At 69.6% G+C, this 18872-nt stretch carries 14 protein-coding genes; 4 read left to right on the top strand and 10 right to left on the bottom strand.

The genetic code is table 11. The annotated features are described in order from the left end of the window. Positions 1 to 103: 103 nt before the first annotated feature. From ACFV6H_RS06885 to ACFV6H_RS06870, 4 genes are read right to left on the bottom strand one after another with little or no spacing between them, the layout of a single operon-like run. Positions 104 to 1459 (bottom strand): GH1 family beta-glucosidase, encoded by a 1356-nt coding sequence (locus ACFV6H_RS06885; RefSeq protein ID WP_385539322.1) that lies wholly within the window; start codon positions 1457 to 1459, stop codon positions 104 to 106. 20 nt (positions 1460 to 1479) lie between these two features. Then, positions 1480 to 2340: a carbohydrate ABC transporter permease gene (locus ACFV6H_RS06880; RefSeq protein ID WP_384782413.1), complete on the bottom strand. Its 861-nt coding sequence runs from the start codon at positions 2338 to 2340 to the stop codon at positions 1480 to 1482. Then, positions 2333 to 3343, bottom strand: coding sequence for a carbohydrate ABC transporter permease (locus tag ACFV6H_RS06875; RefSeq protein WP_384782415.1), 1011 nt, complete (start codon positions 3341 to 3343; stop codon positions 2333 to 2335). Before ACFV6H_RS06875 ends, ACFV6H_RS06880 begins: the two co-directional genes overlap by 8 nt. Positions 3344 to 3353: 10 nt before the next feature. Next, positions 3354 to 4664 (bottom strand): extracellular solute-binding protein, encoded by a 1311-nt coding sequence (locus ACFV6H_RS06870; RefSeq protein WP_384975089.1) that lies wholly within the window; start codon positions 4662 to 4664, stop codon positions 3354 to 3356. Positions 4665 to 4806: 142 nt separating this feature from the next. On the opposite strand from ACFV6H_RS06870, the gene ACFV6H_RS06865 reads away from it, so the two are divergent. Further along, positions 4807 to 6147 (top strand): ROK family protein, encoded by a 1341-nt coding sequence (locus tag ACFV6H_RS06865; protein WP_384975088.1) that lies wholly within the window; start codon positions 4807 to 4809, stop codon positions 6145 to 6147. Between the two features lie 129 nt (positions 6148 to 6276). Here the strand turns inward: ACFV6H_RS06865 and ACFV6H_RS06860 are convergent, their stop codons facing one another. Both ACFV6H_RS06860 and ACFV6H_RS06855 read right to left on the bottom strand, forming a co-directional pair. Beyond that, positions 6277 to 7401: a LacI family DNA-binding transcriptional regulator gene (locus ACFV6H_RS06860; protein WP_385539318.1), complete on the bottom strand. Its 1125-nt coding sequence runs from the start codon at positions 7399 to 7401 to the stop codon at positions 6277 to 6279. Between the two features lie 16 nt (positions 7402 to 7417). Next, positions 7418 to 9970: a glycoside hydrolase family 3 C-terminal domain-containing protein gene (locus tag ACFV6H_RS06855; protein WP_385539316.1), complete on the bottom strand. Its 2553-nt coding sequence runs from the start codon at positions 9968 to 9970 to the stop codon at positions 7418 to 7420. A gap of 281 nt (positions 9971 to 10251) precedes the next feature. Between ACFV6H_RS06855 and ACFV6H_RS06850 the strand changes: the two genes are divergently transcribed. Beyond that, positions 10252 to 11583: a transglycosylase family protein gene (locus ACFV6H_RS06850; protein ID WP_385539314.1), complete on the top strand. Its 1332-nt coding sequence runs from the start codon at positions 10252 to 10254 to the stop codon at positions 11581 to 11583. Here ACFV6H_RS06850 and ACFV6H_RS06845 read toward each other — a convergent pair. Beyond that, positions 11464 to 12558, bottom strand: coding sequence for a DMT family transporter (locus ACFV6H_RS06845; protein ID WP_385539312.1), 1095 nt, complete (start codon positions 12556 to 12558; stop codon positions 11464 to 11466). The two genes, ACFV6H_RS06850 and ACFV6H_RS06845, sit on opposite strands and share 120 nt — an antisense overlap. Before the next feature lie 287 nt (positions 12559 to 12845). On the opposite strand from ACFV6H_RS06845, the gene glgA reads away from it, so the two are divergent. Continuing rightward, entirely contained in the window at positions 12846 to 14027 is a 1182-nt protein-coding gene (glgA, locus tag ACFV6H_RS06840) for a glycogen synthase (RefSeq protein ID WP_385539310.1), read from the top strand. Between the two features lie 11 nt (positions 14028 to 14038). Further along, the gene (gene glgC, locus ACFV6H_RS06835) at positions 14039 to 15256 is read left to right on the top strand and encodes a glucose-1-phosphate adenylyltransferase (protein WP_384782431.1); all 1218 of its coding nucleotides are present in this window, start codon (positions 14039 to 14041) and stop codon (positions 15254 to 15256) included. Positions 15257 to 15325: 69 nt separating this feature from the next. On the opposite strand, the gene ACFV6H_RS06830 is transcribed toward glgC, so the two are convergent. From ACFV6H_RS06830 to ACFV6H_RS06820, 3 genes are all read right to left on the bottom strand, one after another. Then, positions 15326 to 16306, bottom strand: coding sequence for an ABC transporter permease (locus ACFV6H_RS06830; RefSeq protein ID WP_385539308.1), 981 nt, complete (start codon positions 16304 to 16306; stop codon positions 15326 to 15328). Positions 16307 to 16395: 89 nt separating this feature from the next. Beyond that, positions 16396 to 17361: an ABC transporter permease gene (locus tag ACFV6H_RS06825; RefSeq protein ID WP_385539306.1), complete on the bottom strand. Its 966-nt coding sequence runs from the start codon at positions 17359 to 17361 to the stop codon at positions 16396 to 16398. Continuing rightward, on the bottom strand, positions 17354 to 18871 hold the full coding sequence (locus tag ACFV6H_RS06820; RefSeq protein WP_385539304.1) for a sugar ABC transporter ATP-binding protein: 1518 nt from the start codon (positions 18869 to 18871) through the stop codon (positions 17354 to 17356). The genes ACFV6H_RS06825 and ACFV6H_RS06820 overlap by 8 nt, the downstream gene beginning before the upstream one ends. Position 18872: the final 1 nt, after the last annotated feature.

The following is an 18872-nucleotide window of genomic DNA, read 5'->3' as shown; positions in this document are numbered from 1 at the left end:
GCGGTTGAGCGTACCCGGCCGCGGCCGGAGCCACCGTCCGACCTCCCCAGGACGGTGGCTCCGGCCGTTCACGGCAAGTGAGGGCGCGTCAGACAGCCTTGCGTCAGGCGGCCTTGCCGGTCCCGCCGTTGGCCGCGCGGATGATCTCCGCGTAGTGGTGGCCACTGCCCTTGATGGTGCGGCGCTGTGTCTCGTAGTCCACATGGACCAGACCGAACCGCTTGTCGTAGCCGTACGCCCACTCGAAGTTGTCCATCAGCGACCAGGCGAAGTACCCGGCGAGCGGCGCGCCCTTCTCCACGGCCCGCGCGCAGGCGGCGAGATGTTCGTCCAGATACCGGGCGCGCTCCGGGTCGTCGACGGTGCCGTCCGCCCGTACGGTGTCGGGGAAGGCCGAACCGTTCTCGGTGACGAAGATCCGCTGGGCGCCGTACTCGTCCTTCAGCCGGAGCAGAAGCTGCTCCAGACCGTCGGCGTGCACTTCCCATCCCATATGGGTGTGGCGGGCGTCCGGTACGTCGACCTGGCGGGCGAACGGCGCCTGGCCCGTCGGGTCGTCCTCGACGATCTGGCGGAAGTAGTAGTTGAGCCCCAGCCAGTCCAGCGGTGTCGCGATGGTCTCCAGATCGCCCGTGCGCACGGGCAGGTCCACTCCGTACAGATCGAGCATGTCCTGCGGATAGCCGCGGCCGTGGATCGGGTCCAGCCACCAGCGGTTCGTATGACCGTCGGCACGGACGGCGGCGGCGCGGTCCGCGTCGCTGTCGCTCGCCGGCTCGATCGGGCTGAGATTGTTGACGATGCCGACCCGGGCGTCCGAGGACGCCGCACGGATCGCCTGTACCGCGAGACCGTGCCCGAGATGGAGATGGAACGAGGTGCGCACGGCGGCCGTGAGATCGGTCAGTCCGGGCGCCATCGAGCCTTCGAGATGGCCGATCCAGGAGGAGCAGAGCGGCTCGTTGAGCGTCGCCCAGTCCTTCACACGGTCGCCGAGCCGCTCGGCGACGGCGGAGGCGTACGCCGCGAAGTGCTCGGGGGTGTCACGCGAGGGCCAGCCGCCGCGGTCCTGGAGGATCTGCGGCAGATCCCAGTGGTAGAGCGTGGCGAACGGAGTGATGCCCGCTTCCAGCAGACCGTCCACCAGCCGGTCGTAGAACGCGAGACCGCGCTCGTTCACCGGTCCGTCACCGCCGGGCACGATCCGCGGCCAGGCGATCGAGAACCGGTACGCGTCCACACCGAGCCGCTTCATCAGCCCGATGTCCTCGGGCACACGGTGGTAGTGGTCGCAGGCCACATCGCCGTTGTCGGCGTTGTCGATCTTGCCCGGAGTGTGCGAGAACGTGTCCCAGATGGAGGGGCTGCGGCCGTCCTCGGCCACGGCTCCCTCGATCTGGTACGCGGCGGTGGCGACGCCCCAGGTGAAATCGTGGGGAAGGGCGTTGAGGTCGTTCACGGACTGCCTTTCTGAATGGGTCACTTCACGGCGCCCGCGGTCAGGCCGGCGACGAGGTAGCGCTGGAGAAGAAGGAACCCGACGACCACGGGCACGCTGACGACCAGCGAGGCGGCCATGATCTGGTTCCAGTAGACATCGTTCTGGGTGGCGTAGCCCTGGAGACCGACGGCCAGGGTCCTGGTGGTGTCATTGGTCATGACGGAGGCGAAGAGGACTTCGCCCCAGGCCGTCATGAACGCGTAGACGGCGACGGCGACGATGCCGGGCACCGCGGCGGGCACCACCACTTGGAACAGCGCGCGGATGGGTCCCGCGCCGTCCACCATGGCGGCCTCGTCCAGCTCCCTGGGAATCGAGTCGAAGTACCCGATCAGCATCCAGATGGAGAACGGCAGAGAGAACGTCAGATAGGTGAGGATCAGACCGCCGCGCGAGCCGTAGAGCTCGACGCCCGTGGTGTTCCCGATGTTGACGAAGATCAGGAACAGCGGGAGCAGGAAGAGGATGCCCGGGAACATCTGGGTGGAGAGCACCGTGACGGTGAAGACCCGCTTGCCGCGGAAGCGGTAGCGGCTCACCGCGTACGCGGCGAACACCGCGATCACCACGGAGAGCGCGGTCGCCGAACCGGCCACGATCAGCGAGTTGACGAAGTACTTGGCGAGCGGGACGGTCTTCCAGATGTCGAAGTACGGCCGGACCGTGAAGTTCGTCGGGAACCACTGGAACTTGCCCGACACGTCCTGGAGCGGCTTGAGCGAGCTGCTGACCATCACATAGACCGGCAGCAGCGCGAAGGCCGCGAGCAGTGTCAGTACGACACGGCGCGTCCAGATGAACGACTGCGGCGGCGCGCTGGGCGACCTGGGCCTAGACATCGGAGCCCTTCCTTCCCCGTGAGGTGAAGAACAGATAGACCGCCGTGACGAGCAGCAGGAAGAGCAGCAGCAGGACGGACATCGCGGATCCCGAGCCGAAGTTCCAGGTGACGAACGACGACTGGTAGATATGGATCGAGATCAGATCCGCCGCTTCCGGCGCCGACTTGCCGAACAGCACATAGGGCGTGTTGAAGTCGTTGAACGTCCACAGGAACAGCACGAGCACCAGCACCTGGTTGACCGGGCGCAGCGACGGCAGTGTGATCTTGCGGATCTGCTGCCAGATGCCCGCTCCGTCGATGGAGGCGGCCTCGTAGAGATCGCGCGGGATGTTCTGGAGGGCCGCCATCAGCATCAGGAACGCGAACGGCCAGGACTTCCAGAGCGAGACGACGACCAGCGCGATGAAGCTGTTGTTGCCGATCAGCCAGAACGACGGCTTGTCGGTGAGGCCGAGCTGATCATGCAGTACGTGATTGATGATGCCGTTGTCGTGCTGGAACATGAACGCCCAGGTGATGACCGCCGCGTACACGGGCAGGGCGTACGGGACGAGGAAGATCGTCCGCAGAATGCTCCGGCCTCGGAAGTTCTCCTGGAGCATGATCGCCGCCGTCACACCGAACAGCCAGGACAGCCCGACGGAGAGCACGGTGAAGGCACAGGTCACCAGGAACGAGTGGAGCAGTGCCTGGCCGATCGGAGCATCGAAATCGATGGCGATCTTGTAGTTGTCGAAGCCGGCCGAGGGTGAATTGCCCCAGTTCCTGATGAAGAACTGGGTGAGCTGCCGGAAGCTCACCCAGATCCCGATCACCATCGGGATGATGTGGATGAGCAGTTCGAGCACGACCGCGGGCAGCAGCAGGAGATAGGGCAGACCGCCCTGACGGATGCGGTCGGGGATGCGCAGCAGACGTGGTCCGCGCGCACCCCCATGCTCCGTCTTCTCCGTTTTGCCCGCCTTGTGCCCAGTACTGGGTGTCACGGTGGCGGTCATGGAGAAAGCCTCACTGTGCCATCTGCTGCTGGGCCTTGGTCAGGGCCGCCTTGACGGATTCGGTGGTCACCGGCTTGCCGGCCGCGGCATCGGCCCACAGCTCCTTGACGGCCGTACCGACGGTCGTCTCGAACTGCGACTCGTTCGCGACCTGCGGGAGCGGCGCGGCGCTGGTGGACAGCGTGTCACGCAGGACCTTCAGATCGGGCGCGCCGAACGCCGGGTCCTCCTGGGCGGCCTTCACCGGCGGGATCGCGCCGAAGGTCTTGTTGAGCAGCTTCTGCTCCTCGTCGCTCGTCATGAACTTCACGAACTTCTTGGCGCCGTCGACGTTCTTGGTGTTGTTGAACACCGCGATATTGATGCCCGCGACCATGGAGTTGGTGTTCTGGCCGGCGCCCGGAGTGCCGGACTGGACCGGAACGGGAGCGACACCCCAGTCCTCGGGCTTCATGCCCTGGGAGGCGAAGGTCGAGGCCGCGGCCTGCCACAGCACCATGGCCGTCTTGCCCTTGGCGAAGTCCGTGAGGGACTGGTTCTGGGCGTACTCCGCGTTGCCCGGAGCGATGATCTTGTCCTTGGCCATGAAGTCGACGTACTGCTTCACCGCGGCGACGGCGCCGTCGGAGGTGAAGGTCGGCTTGCCCGCCTTGTCGAAGAAGTCGGCACCGTGCTGCTTGCCGAGCACGAAGACCTGGTGGATGTTGTTGGACAGGTTGCCGCCCTCGGCGCCCAGCGCCCACTTGCCGTCCTTGGAGATCTTCTTGCCGTCGGCGACAAGCTCGTCCCAGGTGGCCGGAGGCTGCGAGATACCGGCGTCCGCGAACATCTGCTTGTTGTAGTAGAGCGCGTAGGCCAGCGAGTACAGCGGCACGGCGGCGGGGTCCTGACCCTCCGCACCGGCCGAGGCGACCGCCGAGTCGACGAACCGGTCACGGCCGCCGATCGCGTCGAAGTTCTTCTGGTCCCACGGCAGCAGCGCGCCCGTGGCCTGGAGGGAGGCCGACCAGGTGTTGCCGATGTTCAGCACGTCGGGGCCCTGACCCGAGGTGGTGGCGGCCAGGATCCGGTTGAGCAGATCGGACCACGGGATGACTTCGAGCTTGACCTTGATGCCGGTCTGCTCCTCGAACTTTTTCAGTTCGGGAGTGAGTATCTTCTTGTCCGCCTCGATGTTGGGCCCCTGGTTGGACGCCCAGTACGTCAGGGTTTTGGGTGATTCGTTACTTCCGCCCTCGCTGGAGGATCCGCCACCGCAGCCGGCGACGGCGGTGAGGGCACTGACGACGGCTACTGCTGCTGCGGCTCTGATGGTGCGCATGTGAGGTGGCCCCTTTCCGGGGGTGGCTGCGTTCGAGAGTCGAACGGCCTCCATGACTTAATTTATGACGTGATTTAAGAGGTGAGGGAAGGTCGCGTCAAGGTCTGTGACCGGGGTATGTTGCGTCCACGGAAGGAGCACCATGGGAGAACGCGGCAGACGGACGGTGCGTGACCTGCGAAGGGACAACCGTGCCAGGGTTGTACAACGGTTGTATTTCGACGGTCCGCTCAGCCGCCAGGAGCTCGGTACGGCCACCGGGCTGAGTTCAGGCTCTATCAGCAACGTCGTTGCCGAACTCGCCGCCGAAGGCCTTCTGGAGGAGGCCGGAGTGGTCGACTCGGACGGCGGGCGTCCCCGTACGCTGCTGCGCGTCGCGCCCGGCGGAGGACTGCTCATCGGTATCGACATCGGTGAGACACGGGTCCGCGTCGAACTCTTCGATCTCTCCCTCACCGAACTCGCCCGTACCGACCGGCTGCTGGCCCAGCACGGCTACGACGTCGAGCGCATCGTCTCCCATGTCTGCTCCGGTGTCGCCGATGTGCTGCGCGACGCGGGCGCCGACCCGGGACGGCTCCTCGGTATCGGTATCGGCGTTCCCGGGATCATCGAACGCGGTGGCCAGGACGGCGCCGTGGTGCACGGCCAGACCATCGGCTGGACGGCGGTCCCGTTCGAGAAGCTGCTGCGTGCGGTCCTGGACGTACCGTCCGAGGTGCCGCTGTTCATCGACAACGGAGCCAAGACTCTCGGACAGGCCGAGATGTGGTTCGGCGGCGGCCGTGGTGCCGGCACGGCCGCGATCGCGCTCATCGGCTCCGGAGTCGGCGCGAGCGTCATCCACGGCGGCGCGCTGGTGGAGGAGAGCGGCCGGGGCAGCGCGCTCGAATGGGGCCATACCACCGTGCACATGGGCGGACGCCGCTGCCGCTGCGGCTCCGTCGGCTGTCTGGAGGCGTACGCCGGAGCGGAGGCGATGCGCGAGAGATGGTACGAAGCGGGCGGACCGCTGCCGGACGACGCGGACGACGAGACCGCGCTGGCGGCGCTGCTCGAAGCGGCCTTTCCCGAAGGCGAGGGCCTCGCGCCCGATCCGGTGGCCGTATCGCTCCTTGACGACACCGCCCAGTGTCTGGGAGCGGCCGTCGCCGATCTGATCAATCTCTTCCTGCCCGAGCGCATCCTGCTCGGCGGCTGGGCGGGACTGCTGATCGGACCGCATCTGCTGCCCGAGATCCGGCGCCACGCGGAGGCGTACGCGCTCCGGCACCCGGCGGAGCGCACCAGCATCGAGCTGGGCCATCTCGGCCCGGACGCGGTGACGGTGGGCGCCGCGACGCTGCCTCTCGCCGCGTTCCTCGCACGCGGCGGCAGCCGTCCGAGACTCCCGGGACCGTCATCCGAGCCGGACCCGGGCGGAGTCTCCGTGTCCCGCCGCTGGCACCGCGCCTCGACTACGGCGGGCGAGCCGGCGGGCTGACGAGATGTAACTGGCCATGCCTTTTCGTAGGAAATGCCCGCTTGGTCCCGATCTGTTCCGTACTCCGGTTGCCTAACCGTGGATTCGCGCGAGGCGTTACGAGGCGAGGCGTCGCCAGGCGTCGTCCGGTCAGGCCGAGCCGCGTACCACCAGTGACGGTTCGAAGATGACCGAGGTGACCGCGCGGTCCGAGCCCGCCAGCCGGTCCAGCAGCAGCCGGGCCATCTCCGCCGCCATCTCCTCCACGGGCTGCCGGACGGTGGTCAGCGGCGGCCGGCAGGCGAGCGCCGCGCTGCTGTCGTCGAAACCGACCACGGCGACATCCTCCGGCACCCGTCTGCCGTGCTCACGGAGCACATGGCACGCGCCCACCGCCATCAGATCGTTCGCCGCGAACACGCCGTCCAGATCCGGGTGTTCGGCGAGCAGCCGCTCCATCGCAGTCTCGCCGCTCTCCTGTGTGAACCGCCCTTCGGCGATGGGGATGTACGGATGGCCCCGCCGCGCCATCGTGTCGCGGAAGCCCGCCAGCCGGTCCTGGCCCGCGGGCACGTCCAGCGGGCCCGTGATCGTGGCGATCCGCCGGCAGCCGCGTGCGAGCAGATGCTCGGCGGCCAGCCGCGCGCCGTCCTGATGGGCCAGATCCACATAGCTGATACGGGCGGGCCGGGCCGGGCGCGCGTACAGCACGGCGGGCAGTCCCGCGTCCGTGATCAGCGCGGGCAGCGGATCCTCGGCGTGTGTCGACACCACGAGCGCGCCGTCCGCGCTGCCCTGGCGCAGATACGAGACGACCTCGTCGCGGGCGCGGGACGTCTCGGCGAACATCAGCACCGGATACATGCCCCGGGGCCGCAGGTAGTTGACGACTCCCGCCACCACCCGGCCGAAGAACGGATCGGCGAAGACATGTGCGGTGAAAGAGTTGTTGGCACCGTCAGGACCGACGGCGGAGGCATCGGGCGAGCCGCCCGCCGATTCCGCAGGGCTGTCCGCCGGCTCTTCGGCCGAGTCGTCCCCGGCTCCCGAGACCACCAGCGCGATCGCGTCGGCGCGCCGGGTGACCAGTGAGCGGGCCGCGCGGTTGGGCGTATAGCCGGTCGCGGCCACCGCCTGCCGTACGGACTCCTGTATCACCGGGTCGACATTGCGGACGCCGTTGACGACCCGTGAGACCGTGGCGCGGGAGACACCGGCGGCTCGCGCCACATCCTCCAGGGTGGGTGCGCCGGCCGGTCGCGGGTCTTCCGTCATGACCCCCTTTATAGCATTAGTGGAGAGCGCTCTCCGTGGTCGGCCCAGGTGAGCGCGGTGGCGTCACGGACAGTGTGATCGTCCCGCCGAGCGGCAGATCTCCGGCCGAGCGCCCGCCGTAGAGGGCGTAGTTGCCGGGCGTCCACTCCCAGCGGTGACGCTCCGTCGACCAGCGCGCCGGTGCCCGGCCGTCGACCCGTACCACCGCGACGACCTCCTCGCCGGGCTCCGCGACGACCGCCGTATATCCGACGAGCCTGCGCGCCGACGGATCGACCGGCTCAGGACCGGACGATCCGGCCTTGGACGGCTCGGGTCCGGACGATTCCGCCTGGGACGGCTCGGCCTGGGACGGCTCGGGTTCGGACAGATAGAGCTGTACGACCTCGCGTCCGCGCCGCGTGCCCGTGTTGCGCAGCCGTATCCGGACGTCGAAGGGCTCGCCCGCGCCCACCCGGTCCGGTGCCTCCAGCGCGCCGTACGACCAGGTCGTATAGCCCAGTCCATGGCCGAACCAGTACGCGGGCGTGGCGCCCGATCTCAGCCAGGCGCGGTAGCCGACATACGGTCCCTCGGCGTAGACGAGGCTGTTCTCCTCGGGCCTGGTGCGGAGTACGGGAACGTCCTCGCGGGCCGCCGCCCAGGTCGTGGGCAGCCGGCCGCCCGGCTCGGTGTGTCCGAAGAGCACATCGGCGAGACCGTCGCCTGCCTCCTGTCCCGGGAACCAGGCGAGCAGCAGCGCGGGCACCTCCGCGCGCCATGGAAGGGTGACGGGAGCGCCCGCGTTCAGGATCACCACCGTCCGTGGATTGGCCCGCGCCACGGCCCGTACCAGCGCGTCCTGACCGTCCGGCAGCGCGAGCGAGTCGCGGTCGCGGCCCTCGGACTCGCTCTCCTCGGTGGTGCCGACCACCACCACGGCGGCATCGGCGTCGCGGGCCGCCGCGACGGCCGCGGCGAGCTCGGCCACCGGATCGCCGGGCGGCGGTGCGGCGGCCAGCACCGTGGCCACTCCGGTGCCGGGAGCGAGCCCGCGCCGGGCGACCACCTCCACCTCGGTCCCGGCGGTCAGCCCGACCCGTACGGACCGGTACGGCGGCGCGACATGGACCCGCGTCGGATCGTCGGAGTCCAGCGGGAAGGTGCCGTTCAGCACCGTGCGTCCGGCGACGGAGAGAGTGACCGGGCCCCAGCCGCCGACCGCCAGTGTCCAGTCGCCGTCCCGGTCCGGCCGGATCAGCGCCCGGATTTCCACGGTCTCCGCTCCCGGCAGCCGGGCGGGCTCCACGATCCGTCCCGACAGCCGGTGCTCCGCGTGGAGTTCGGTCCCGTCGGCGTCCAACAGCCGTACCAGCACGCCCGGTTCGCCGTCGCGCGGATCGCGTGTCCAGCTCCGGTCCAGCGGCCTGGGCCGACCGTCCGGCGGCAGCCCCGGGACGTAGGTCACCTCGGCCGATCCGTCCAGAGCGGCGGTGATACCGGCCAACGGCGGAACCACGGAGGCGGGAAACACCTCCGCGCTGCCGCCGCCCTGGATACGGACCGCCGTGGCATGAGGACCGATGACCGCGACGGAGCGCAGTCGCGCCGGATCGAGCGGCAGCAGCCCGCCCTCGTTGCGCAGCAGGACCGTTCCCGCCGCGACGGCACGGCGCAGCAGCCCGCGCCCGTCGGCCGCCACCGCGGCCAACGGCCGCCGCGCTACAGGCCGTTCACCCAGCGCGCCCACGCGGTCGGCGAGCCGCAGCAGTCTGCGTACCTTGTCGTCGATCCGTGCCACAGGGACCAGCCCTTGCTGCACGGCGGCGAACAGCCCGTCGGCCCAAGGGCTTTCGGGCCCCGGCATCGCCAGATCCTGCGCGGCACGCGCGGTGTCGAGCAGCGAGCGGACCGCGCCCCAGTCGGAGACCACCGGCCCGGAGAAGCCCCATTCGCCCTTGAGCGGCTCGGTCAGCAGCGGTCCTGCGGCCATCGTGTACCCGTTGACGCGGTTGTACGCGGACATCACCGCCCAGGCGCCCGCCTCCACCGCCGCTTCGAAAGGCGCGAGATACACCTCGCGCAATGTCCGCTCGTCTACCCGCACATCGACGGTGAGCCGGTCGGTCTCCGCGTCATTGGCGACGAAGTGCTTGGCTGTGGCCGCCACTCCGCCGTCCTGGATGCCATGGACGAGGGCCGCGCCCGTACGGCCGGTCAGCAGCGGGTCCTCGGAGAAACACTCGAAGTGCCGCCCGCCCAGCGGCGATCGGTGCAGATTGAGCGTGGGCGCGAGCAGGACGTCGACACCCTTGCGCCGGGCCTCCTCCGCGAGCAGCCCGCCCAGCTCGGTCACCAACTCCTCGTCCCAGGAGGCCGCGAGCGCGCTCGGGGAGGGCAGCACGAGCGAGGTGTCCCGTTCGTCCCAGGCCACTCCGCGCACTCCGGCGGGACCGTCGGAGAAGGTGAGGGCGCGCAGTCCGAGGGCCGGTTCCGGATGCGTACGCCAGTTGCTCGCGCCGGTCAGCAGACGCACCTTCTGCCGGAGATCGAGCTTCTCCAGCAGATGGCCGATCTCTTCCTCGGTCATGTCCGCCCCTTCGCTCCACACCACACCGGGAGAGCGCTCTCCCATTTGCTGCGCCAAGACTCGCCGGACGGCCTCGGCGCTGTCAATGGCGGCTCTCGCGGGACACCGGCGGCCCGGCTCCCGTCGTCGGACCGCGCCGGAGGAGGGCCGCTGACCAGGCAGGGCGCCGATCGGTCGAATCGGGTTGCGGTCGCCACCAGTTGAGGTCTTGTCACGGTGTGTGCCCAGCCCGTAAGTTGTCCGGTTGCGACGTGTCCTACAGCCAGTGGGGGAGCCCAGCCATGGCCGCAACCGGTCGGCACCGCAGGTACCAGCCGAGCCGTATCAACCGAGCATCGCTGACCGTTACGGCGAGCGGCGCCGGGATGGCACTGCCGCTCATCGCCGCCGGATCGGCGCATGGAGCGTCGGTGGATGTCTGGGAGAAGGTGGCGGCCTGTGAGTCGACCGACAACTGGCAGATAAACACCGGCAACGGCTACTTCGGCGGACTCCAGTTCACCCAGTCCACCTGGGAGGCGTACGGCGGCGGGAGCTATGCGCCGCGCGCCGATCTGGCCACGAAGGACCAGCAGATCGCCGTCGCGGAGAAGGTGCTCAAGGGCCAGGGCCCGGGAGCCTGGCCCGCCTGCTCGGTACAGGCCGGACTGACGCGGGGCGGCGACGCGCCGGACATCACTCCGGACCGGACCGGCGGTGGCGGCAACGCGCCCGAAGCCGCGACCGAGCGGACCAGCGGCCCGCTCCGGACGAAGTCGGCGCAGAGCCGGCAGACCGAGCAGAGCCGGCCGAAGAAGGCCGCGTCGCCCACCACCGTCCCGACACAGCGCGAGGGCTACACCGTGGCGCGCGGCGACTCGCTCTCCGCGATCGCCGTCGAGGAGTCCGTCAAGGGCGGCTGGCAGCGGCTGTACGAGGAGAACCGTCAGCTCATCGGCACCGATCCCGATCTGATCTTCCCGGGCCAGAAGCTCGTCCTGCATGTCCTGGCGCCTGAGAAGGGCACGCCTCCGAAGGGCAGCGCTACCACAGGACCCAAGGAGACGGCGAAGCCCGTACCGGCCGCGAAGCCGAAGCAGGCGGCGGACAAGCCGAAGCAGGCCGAGAAGCCCAAACAGGCGGCGGCGAAGCCCAAGCAGGCCGAGAAGCCGAAGCAGACGGAGAAGAAGCAGCAGGCCAAGGCGCCCGCCCGCACCGAGAGGCCGAGGACGGCCGTGGTCACCGCGCCCGTCTCCGCCTCCACCGGGACCCAGTACCGTCAGGCCGGCTCCTGGGCCAGCGGCTATCACACCGGTGTGGACTTCCCGGTGCCCACCGGCACCTCGGTGAAGGCCGTCGCCGCCGGACATGTGGTCTCGGCCGGCTGGGCGGGCTCGTACGGCTATCAGATCGTCATCCGGCACGAGGACGGCAAGTACAGCCAGTACGCGCATCTCTCCGCGCTCAATGTGCGTGAGGGCCAGCAGGTCGGCGGCGGCCAGCGGATCGCACGGTCAGGATCGACCGGTAACAGTACGGGACCGCATCTCCATTTCGAGATGCGTACGGGGCCGGACTACGGGACCGACATCGATCCGCTCGCCTATCTGCGGGCCGCGGGCATCAGGCTCTGAGGGAGCGTCCGAGGCCGGGGCCACGGTGCTGCCGCCCGCCCCGGCCGGTCCCGGATGAGCCGGTCCCGGACGATCCGCCCGTTCCAGCCGGCCGGAGGCCGCCGAGGAGGCCGACGGAGCCGCAGACGCTCCCGGGCCGCCCGCCCGCGAGGCTCCGAGCCGCTCCGTGGTGAGCAGTATCAGCCCGCCCGCGGCGACCACACCGGAGCCCAGCGCCAGCACCGTACCGAGGACGCCGTAGCGGAACTGCTCACCGAAGAGCGTCAGGCCCACGGTCGCGGCCACCACCGGATTGACGACGGTGACCGTGGCCAGCGGCGCGGCCAGTCCCGCGCCTCGGTAGGACGCCTGGGAGAGCAGCAGCCCGCCGATCGCGAGGACCGCGATGATCAGCAGGCTCGGCAGCTGCACACTCGGTGTGTCCGAGGCCCAGTCCACCGTGACCGTCTTGGTGAAGACCGAGCCGATACCGAACGCGGCACCGGCCGCAGCCGCCAGCAGCACGCTCCGTACCGCAGGCCGGCCCACGAGCTGCGCGGCCAGGAAGAGCACACCCACGCCGCCCAGCGTGGCCGCGGCCAGAGCCAGCCGCTCCTCGCCGCCCAGCGTGCGGGCATCGCTGCCCGAGGTCAGCGCGAGCAGCCCCGCCAGGCCCACGCTCGCCATGATCGCGCCACGCCAGGCCGTGCGCCCGGCCCTGCGGCCCACGAAGAGCGCCGCCATGGGCAGGGCGAAGACTATGGTGAGCGCACCGAGCGGCTGGACCAGGCTGAGCGGCCCGTACGCCAGCGCCACCACATGGAGCGCCGCGCCCAGACCGTTCAGCACCACGGCCGCCCACCACGCGCCATGGTGCAGCGGCGCGTAGGGACGGTCCGGGGTGTTCGCCGCGACGCGCTCCTGGAGGATCGCGCCGGTCGCGTACGCGACGGCGGAGACCAGGGAGAGGAGCACGGACAGCGCGAGGGCACTCATGTCTTCCACGATCTCTCTTCTGTGTGTTCCGGTCGTCGTCCTGGAGAGGTCAATCCTGTGTACTGCTGTCGTAGTACTGGGTGGAGCAAGATGTCCTCCCACGGAGGGTCGTCCAGGTCAGCGCCGGATGGATGGCCGTCGGCCGCGGTGATCCGGCCGGTGTGGTCCGGTACGGCGGGGCCGATCGCGGCCCGTCGCGACACCGGTCGCCCTCGTGCTCTTCCGCCCAGGCCGAATCCGGGTGACCATGACAGGGCTGCGATCGCCGGGCGAGAACGGGGGATGGCGTGAAAGTCGGCCTGCTCACGCGCGAATATCCGCCGGACGTCTACGGCGGCGCGGGCGTCCATGTGGAATTCCTGGCCCGGGAGCTGCGCTCCCTGACCGATCTCGAAGTGCACTGCTGGAGCGCGGGCGAGGAGCCCGCCGCGGCGGTGGAGCCGGGAGTGGTCCGCCACCGGGCCGCGCCCGGACTCGACGGCGCCAATGACGCCCTGCGCACCTTCTCCGTGGATCTGTCGATGGCGGCGGAGCTCGACGGGCGCGAGCTGGTCCACTCGCACACCTGGTACGCCAATCTCGCCGGCCATGTCGCCAAGCTGATGTACGGCATCCCTCATGTGGTGACCGCCCACTCCCTGGAGCCGCTGCGGCCCTGGAAGGCGGAACAGCTCGGCGGCGGTTACGCGCTGTCGAGCTGGGCGGAGCGTACGGCGATCGAGGCCGCGGACGCGGTCATCGCCGTCTCCCGAGGGATGCGCGACGACATCCTCGCCTGCTATCCCGCGCTCGATCCCGGCCGCGTGCAGGTCGTATACAACGGCATCGACACCGGGCTCTACCGTCCCGACCACGGCACCGCCGTACTGGACCGGATCGGTCTCGATCCCGAGCGGCCCTATGTCCTCTTCGTCGGCCGGATCACCCGCCAGAAGGGCGTCCCGCATCTGCTGCGCGCCGCCCGCGCGCTCGATCCCGGCGCCCAGCTCGTGCTGTGCGCGGGCGCTCCCGACACGCCCGAGATCGGCCGGGAGTTCCGGGAGCTGGTCGAGGAGCTGGGCCGGACCAGGGACGGTGTGCACTGGATCCCGGAGATGCTGCCGCGCCCCGAGGTGATCCAACTCCTCACCCATGCCACGGTGTTCGTCTGCCCGTCGGTGTACGAGCCGCTCGGTATCGTCAATCTGGAGGCCATGGCCTGCGGAACGGCCGTCGTCGCCTCGGCCGTCGGCGGTATCCCCGAGGTGGTGGACGACGGGACGACCGGACTGCTCGTGCCGTACGACGAACGCCATCCGGAGGCCTTCGAGTCGGGACTCACCGAGGCCCTCAACCGGGTGCTGGACGATCCCGAGTCGGCGGCGCGGATGGGCGCGGCGGGCCGGGGGCGCGCCGTCGGCGCGTTCGGCTGGGACCGGATCGCCCGCCGTACGTACGAGGTGTACCAGGAGCTTCTCAAGTCCGAATAGAGGGAGCGGCGATGCGTGGTGGACCTTCGGTGCTCGGGATCGTACTGGCGGGTGGCGAGGGCAAGCGCCTGATGCCGCTCACCGCGGACCGGGCCAAACCAGCGGTGACCTTCGGCGGTACGTACCGTCTCGTCGACTTCGTCCTGTCGAATCTGGTGAACGGCGACATCCTGCGGATGTGTGTGCTGACGCAGTACAAGTCGCACTCGCTGGACCGCCATGTCAGTACCACCTGGCGGATGTCCAGCCTCCTCGGCAACTATGTGACGCCCGTTCCCGCCCAGCAGCGGCTGGGCCCGCGCTGGTATCTGGGCAGCGCGGACGCCATTCTCCAGTCGCTCAATCTCGTCCATGACGAACAGCCCGACTACATCGCGGTGTTCGGCGCCGACCATGTGTACCGGATGGATCCGCGCCAGATGCTCAGACAGCACATCGAGAACGGCGCGGGCGTCACCGTCGCCGGGATCAGGGTGCCGCGTGCCGAGGCCTCGTCCTTCGGAGTCATCACACCGGCCTCGGACGGCACTCAGGTGGAACGGTTTCTGGAGAAGCCGTCCGATCCGCCGGGCCTGCCGGGCGATCCGGACCGTGTCTTCGCCTCCATGGGCAACTATCTCTTCACTACCAAGGTCCTCGTCGACGCGCTGCACCGGGACGCGGAGGACGAGAACTCGGTGCATGACATGGGCGGTTCCATCCTGCCGATGCTCACCGAGCGCGGCATGGCCCAGGTCTACGACTTCCAGGACAACCATGTGCCGGGCGAGACACCGAGGGAGCACGGCTACTGGCGCGATGTGGGCACGCTCGACTCGTACTACGACGCGCACATGGATCTGATCTCGCACCAGCCGGTGTTCAATCTCGACAATCGCCGCTGGCCCATCTACACCCACCCGGGCCAGTTGCCGCCCGCGCGCTTCGTGGCGGGCGGGATCGCCAGCGACTCCATCGTCGGGCCCGGCTGTGTCATCCGGGGCCAGGTCACCCGCTCCGTGCTCTCGCCGGGAGTGGTGGTGGCGGAGGGCGCGGTGGTGCAGGGCTCCGTGCTGCACGACAACGTACGGATCGGGCGTGGCGCGGTGGTGCGCGGCTCGATCCTCGACAAGAACGTGGATGTGCCGCCCGGCGCGACGATCGGCGTCAATCCCGGGCGCGACCAGGAGCTGTACACCGTTTCGAAGAACGGAGTCATCGCCCTGGGCAAGGGACAGCGGGTCGTCTGACCGGTCCGGGCGGAGGTGCCGCGGAGGTGCCGGAACTCCTGGCACCTCCGCCCGGAGCGGCCCGTACGGTCAGAGCATCCGGCGCCGTCGGCCCAGCCAGGTTTGGGCGATCACCACCACCGCGAGAAACGCTCCGCTGACGACCTGCTGATACGCCGAGTCGAGCGAACCGATCTGGTTGATCACATTCTGGATGACCTTCAGCAGCAGGACGCCCACGAGCGAACCGCTGATGAAGCCGAAGCCGCCGGTCAGCAGTGTGCCGCCGATGACCACGGCGGAGATCGCCTCCAGCTCCAGACCGGCGCCGAGAATGGTCACGCCGGAGACCAGCCAGGCCGCGTTCAGCGCTCCCGCGAGTCCCGCGCAGAGCCCGGAGAGCGTGTAGACGGCGATCTTCGTACGGGCCACCGGAGCGCCCATCAGGGCCGCCGCGTCCTCGTTGCCGCCGACCGCGTACACATACTGGCCGAACCGGCTGCGGCGCAGCGCGATCGCGCCCAGCACGAAGAGCGCCGCGGTGATCCACACCGGCACACCGATCCCGAGCAGTGTGTCCTGGCCGAGCCGGGCGAAGAAGGACGTCTCGTCCACCAGATAGGTGGTGGAGCCCTCGTCGGTGACCGACAGCAGCACACCGCGTGCCAGCAGCATCGCGGCCAGCGTCACGATGAACGGCGCCAGCCGGGCCCGTGCGATCAGCAGTCCGTTGACCAGGCCGATCACTCCGCAGACCGTCAGCGGCAGCAGCAGCGCGACGGCCGTGCCGTACCGGGAGCCCCAGGCGGCGAGCACACCGCCGAGCGCGAACAGCGAGCCCACCGAGAGATCGATACCGCCGGTGATGATGACAAAGGTCATGCCGAGGGCGACCACGGCGAGGAACGCCGAGGAGACCGCCATGTTCGCCAGATTGTCGCCGGTCGCGAAGGTGTCGAAGCCGATCGAGGCGGCGAGCGCCACCAGGATCAGCGTCATGAGCGCTCCGTGCTGCTGCGCGAGCGCGCTGAGCCGCTCGGCCCGGCCCGCGCCGAGCTCTTCCTCCGGCACTGGCGCGGAACCGCCCTTCCCTGAGCTTCCGCCTCTCCCTGAACTTCCGCCCTTCCCCGAGCCTCCGGCCTTCCCGGTCTCCACCGTGGTCACCGCTTCCCCCGTTCCCGTGCCGTGTAGACCGCGAGCACGATCACCACGGCCTGGGCGATCTGCGTCCAGGACGGCGGCAGATCGTGCTTGATGAGCGTGGCGGTCAGCAACTGGATCAGTACGGCGCCCGCCACCGTGCCGCCGATCCTGATCCGTCCGCCGCTCAGCGGAGTCCCGCCGACCACCACGGCGGTGATCGCGGACAGCTCCATCAGATTGCCGAGCGAGGTCGGATCGCTCGCCTGGAGACGGGCCGTGGCCAGCACTCCCGCGATCGCGGCGAGCACGCCCGAGCAGACATGGACAAGGATCAGCACCCGCCGCACCGGGAGCCCGGCGAGCTTCGCCGCCGGCCGGCTGTCACCGATCGCGAGGAGCTGCCGGCCGAAGGTGGTGCGCCGTACGGTGAAGCCGACGGCGAGCGCCAGCACGGCCGCGATCAGTACCGGATAGGGAACGCCGAGCAGATCGTCCGACCCGAGCGCCGCCATCCCCGGGTCCCGTACATCCTTGAGCTGCGGGAGCAGTACGAGCGCCAGCCCGCGGCCCGCGACCATCAGGGCCAGCGTCGCCACGATCGGCTGCACGCCGATGAACGCGATCAGTGAGCCATTGGCGAGACCGACCGCGGCTCCGCCGACGAGCGCGGCGATCAGCGCGATCCAGGGCCCGTAGCCGAGATAGAGCGAGAGCAGCGAGGTCGACAGCGCCATTACCGAGCCGACCGACAGATCGACGCCCTCACTGCCGATGGCCAGCGCCATGCCGAGCGCCACGACGAGAACGGGAGCGACCTGCACCGCCTGGGTGCGGAAGTTCTCCGCGGACAGGAAGTGCGGAGTGAAGAGGACATTGGCCAGCAGCAGAACGGCCACGCCCACGTAGACGCCGTACTCCTGAAGGAGCGTCAGCGTCCGTGTCCGGTCCAGCGGTACACGCCGTGGCGCCGCCAGCTCAGTCATCACGGTCTCCGCCCTCCTCCGCGGCGATCGCGCGCAGCAGCCGCTCCTCCGTCACCTCGGTCCCGGTCAGCTCCGCCACCACCGCGCCGTCCCTGAGCACCACGACGCGGTCGGAGCCCTCGATCAGCTCCTCCATGTCGGAGGAGATCAGCAGCACTCCGAGTCCCTCGTCCGCGAGTTCGTCGATCAGGCCCTGCACCTCGGCCTTGGCACCGACGTCGATGCCCCGGGTGGGCTCGTCCAGCAGCAGCACCTTGGGCCGCATCGCGAGCCAGCGGGCGAGCAGCACCTTCTGCTGATTGCCGCCGGAGAGCTCACCGACCTTCTGGTGCGGTGAGGACGCCTTGATCCGCAGCCGCTTCACAAAGGTGTCCACCACCCGGTCGATCCGGGCGTCGTCCACCAGACCGAAGCGGGAGAGTCCGGGCAGCGCGGCCAGCGCGATGTTCTCCCGTACGGAGAGTCCGGGCACGATGCCCTCGGCCTTGCGGTCCTCGGGCAGCAGACTGATACCCGCCCTGATCGCGGCGGGCGTGGAGCCGGTCCGTACGGGAACGCCCGCCACCAGCACCTGGCCCGAGTCGGCCGGCAGCGCCCCGGCGATGGCTCTGACGGTCTCGCTACGGCCGGAGCCGAGCAGTCCGCCGAGTCCCACCACCTCGCCGGGACGCAGTCGCAGGGACACTCCACGCAGGGAGTGACGCGCCGTCAGATCCGTTGCTTCGAGCACCGGTTCACCGCCGGTCCGGTGCGCTCCGGTGAACTTGGTGCGGCCCTCGCCGCGTACCTCGCCCATCTCCCGGCCCAGCATCAGCGACACCAGCCGCAGCCGGTCGAGCTCCGCGAGGGAGCCGGTGTGCACCCGCTTGCCGTCGCGCAGCACGGTGACGGTGTCACAGATCTCGTACAGCTCGTCCAGCCGGTGGCTGACATAGATCACCGCGATCCCGCGCTCCTTGAGCGTCCTGATCACCTCGAACAGGGTGCGGACCTCGCGCGGTTCGAGCGAGGAGGTGGGTTCGTCCATCACGACCACCCGGGCGTCGGCCGCCATGGCCCGTGCCAGCGCCACCATCTGCTGGGCGCCGACACCGAGCGAGCGCAACGGCCGCCGTACGTCGACCCGGAGCCCGAGCGCGCGCAGCGCCTCGTCCGCCGCGCGGTGCATCCGGCGGAAGTCGATCAGCCCGAGCCGGCCGCGCGGCTCGCGTCCGAGGAACAGATTGCGGGCCACGCTCATCAGCGGGACGAGATTGACCTCCTGGTAGATGGTGGAGATCCCGGCGCGCTGTGCCTCCAGCGGTGTCGCGAACCGGACCGGCCGGCCCTGGAGGACGATCTCGCCCTCGTCGGGCCGGTACACACCGGTGAGCACCTTGATCAGTGTGGACTTGCCGGCGCCGTTCTCGCCGATCAGCGCATGGACCTCGGCGGGCCCTACGGCCAGGTCCACACCGTCCAGGGCCCGCGCGCCGGGAAAGGTCTTGCTCAGTCCGGTGACCGACAGCACG

Origin of the sequence: Streptomyces sp. NPDC059743, assembly GCF_042732975.1 — a bacterium.
Lineage (GTDB): Bacteria > Actinomycetota > Actinomycetes > Streptomycetales > Streptomycetaceae > Streptomyces.
This window is presented reverse-complemented; position numbering and strand designations above follow the sequence as displayed.

Bases quoted from the DNA above. Each gene is read 5' to 3' on its own strand.
- ACFV6H_RS06880 (WP_384782413.1), bottom strand. From the start codon at position 2,340: ATGTCTAGGCCCAGGTCGCCCAGCGCGCCGCCGCAGTCGTTCATCTGG.
- ACFV6H_RS06875 (WP_384782415.1), bottom strand. From the start codon at position 3,343: ATGACCGCCACCGTGACACCCAGTACTGGGCACAAGGCGGGCAAAACG.
- ACFV6H_RS06870 (WP_384975089.1), bottom strand. From the start codon at position 4,664: ATGCGCACCATCAGAGCCGCAGCAGCAGTAGCCGTCGTCAGTGCCCTC.
- ACFV6H_RS06865 (WP_384975088.1), top strand. From the start codon at position 4,807: ATGGGAGAACGCGGCAGACGGACGGTGCGTGACCTGCGAAGGGACAAC.
- ACFV6H_RS06860 (WP_385539318.1), bottom strand. From the start codon at position 7,401: ATGACGGAAGACCCGCGACCGGCCGGCGCACCCACCCTGGAGGATGTG.
- ACFV6H_RS06855 (WP_385539316.1), bottom strand. From the start codon at position 9,970: ATGACCGAGGAAGAGATCGGCCATCTGCTGGAGAAGCTCGATCTCCGG.
- ACFV6H_RS06850 (WP_385539314.1), top strand. From the start codon at position 10,252: ATGGCCGCAACCGGTCGGCACCGCAGGTACCAGCCGAGCCGTATCAAC.
- ACFV6H_RS06845 (WP_385539312.1), bottom strand. From the start codon at position 12,558: ATGAGTGCCCTCGCGCTGTCCGTGCTCCTCTCCCTGGTCTCCGCCGTC.
- glgC (WP_384782431.1), top strand. From the start codon at position 14,039: ATGCGTGGTGGACCTTCGGTGCTCGGGATCGTACTGGCGGGTGGCGAG.
- ACFV6H_RS06825 (WP_385539306.1), bottom strand. From the start codon at position 17,361: ATGACTGAGCTGGCGGCGCCACGGCGTGTACCGCTGGACCGGACACGG.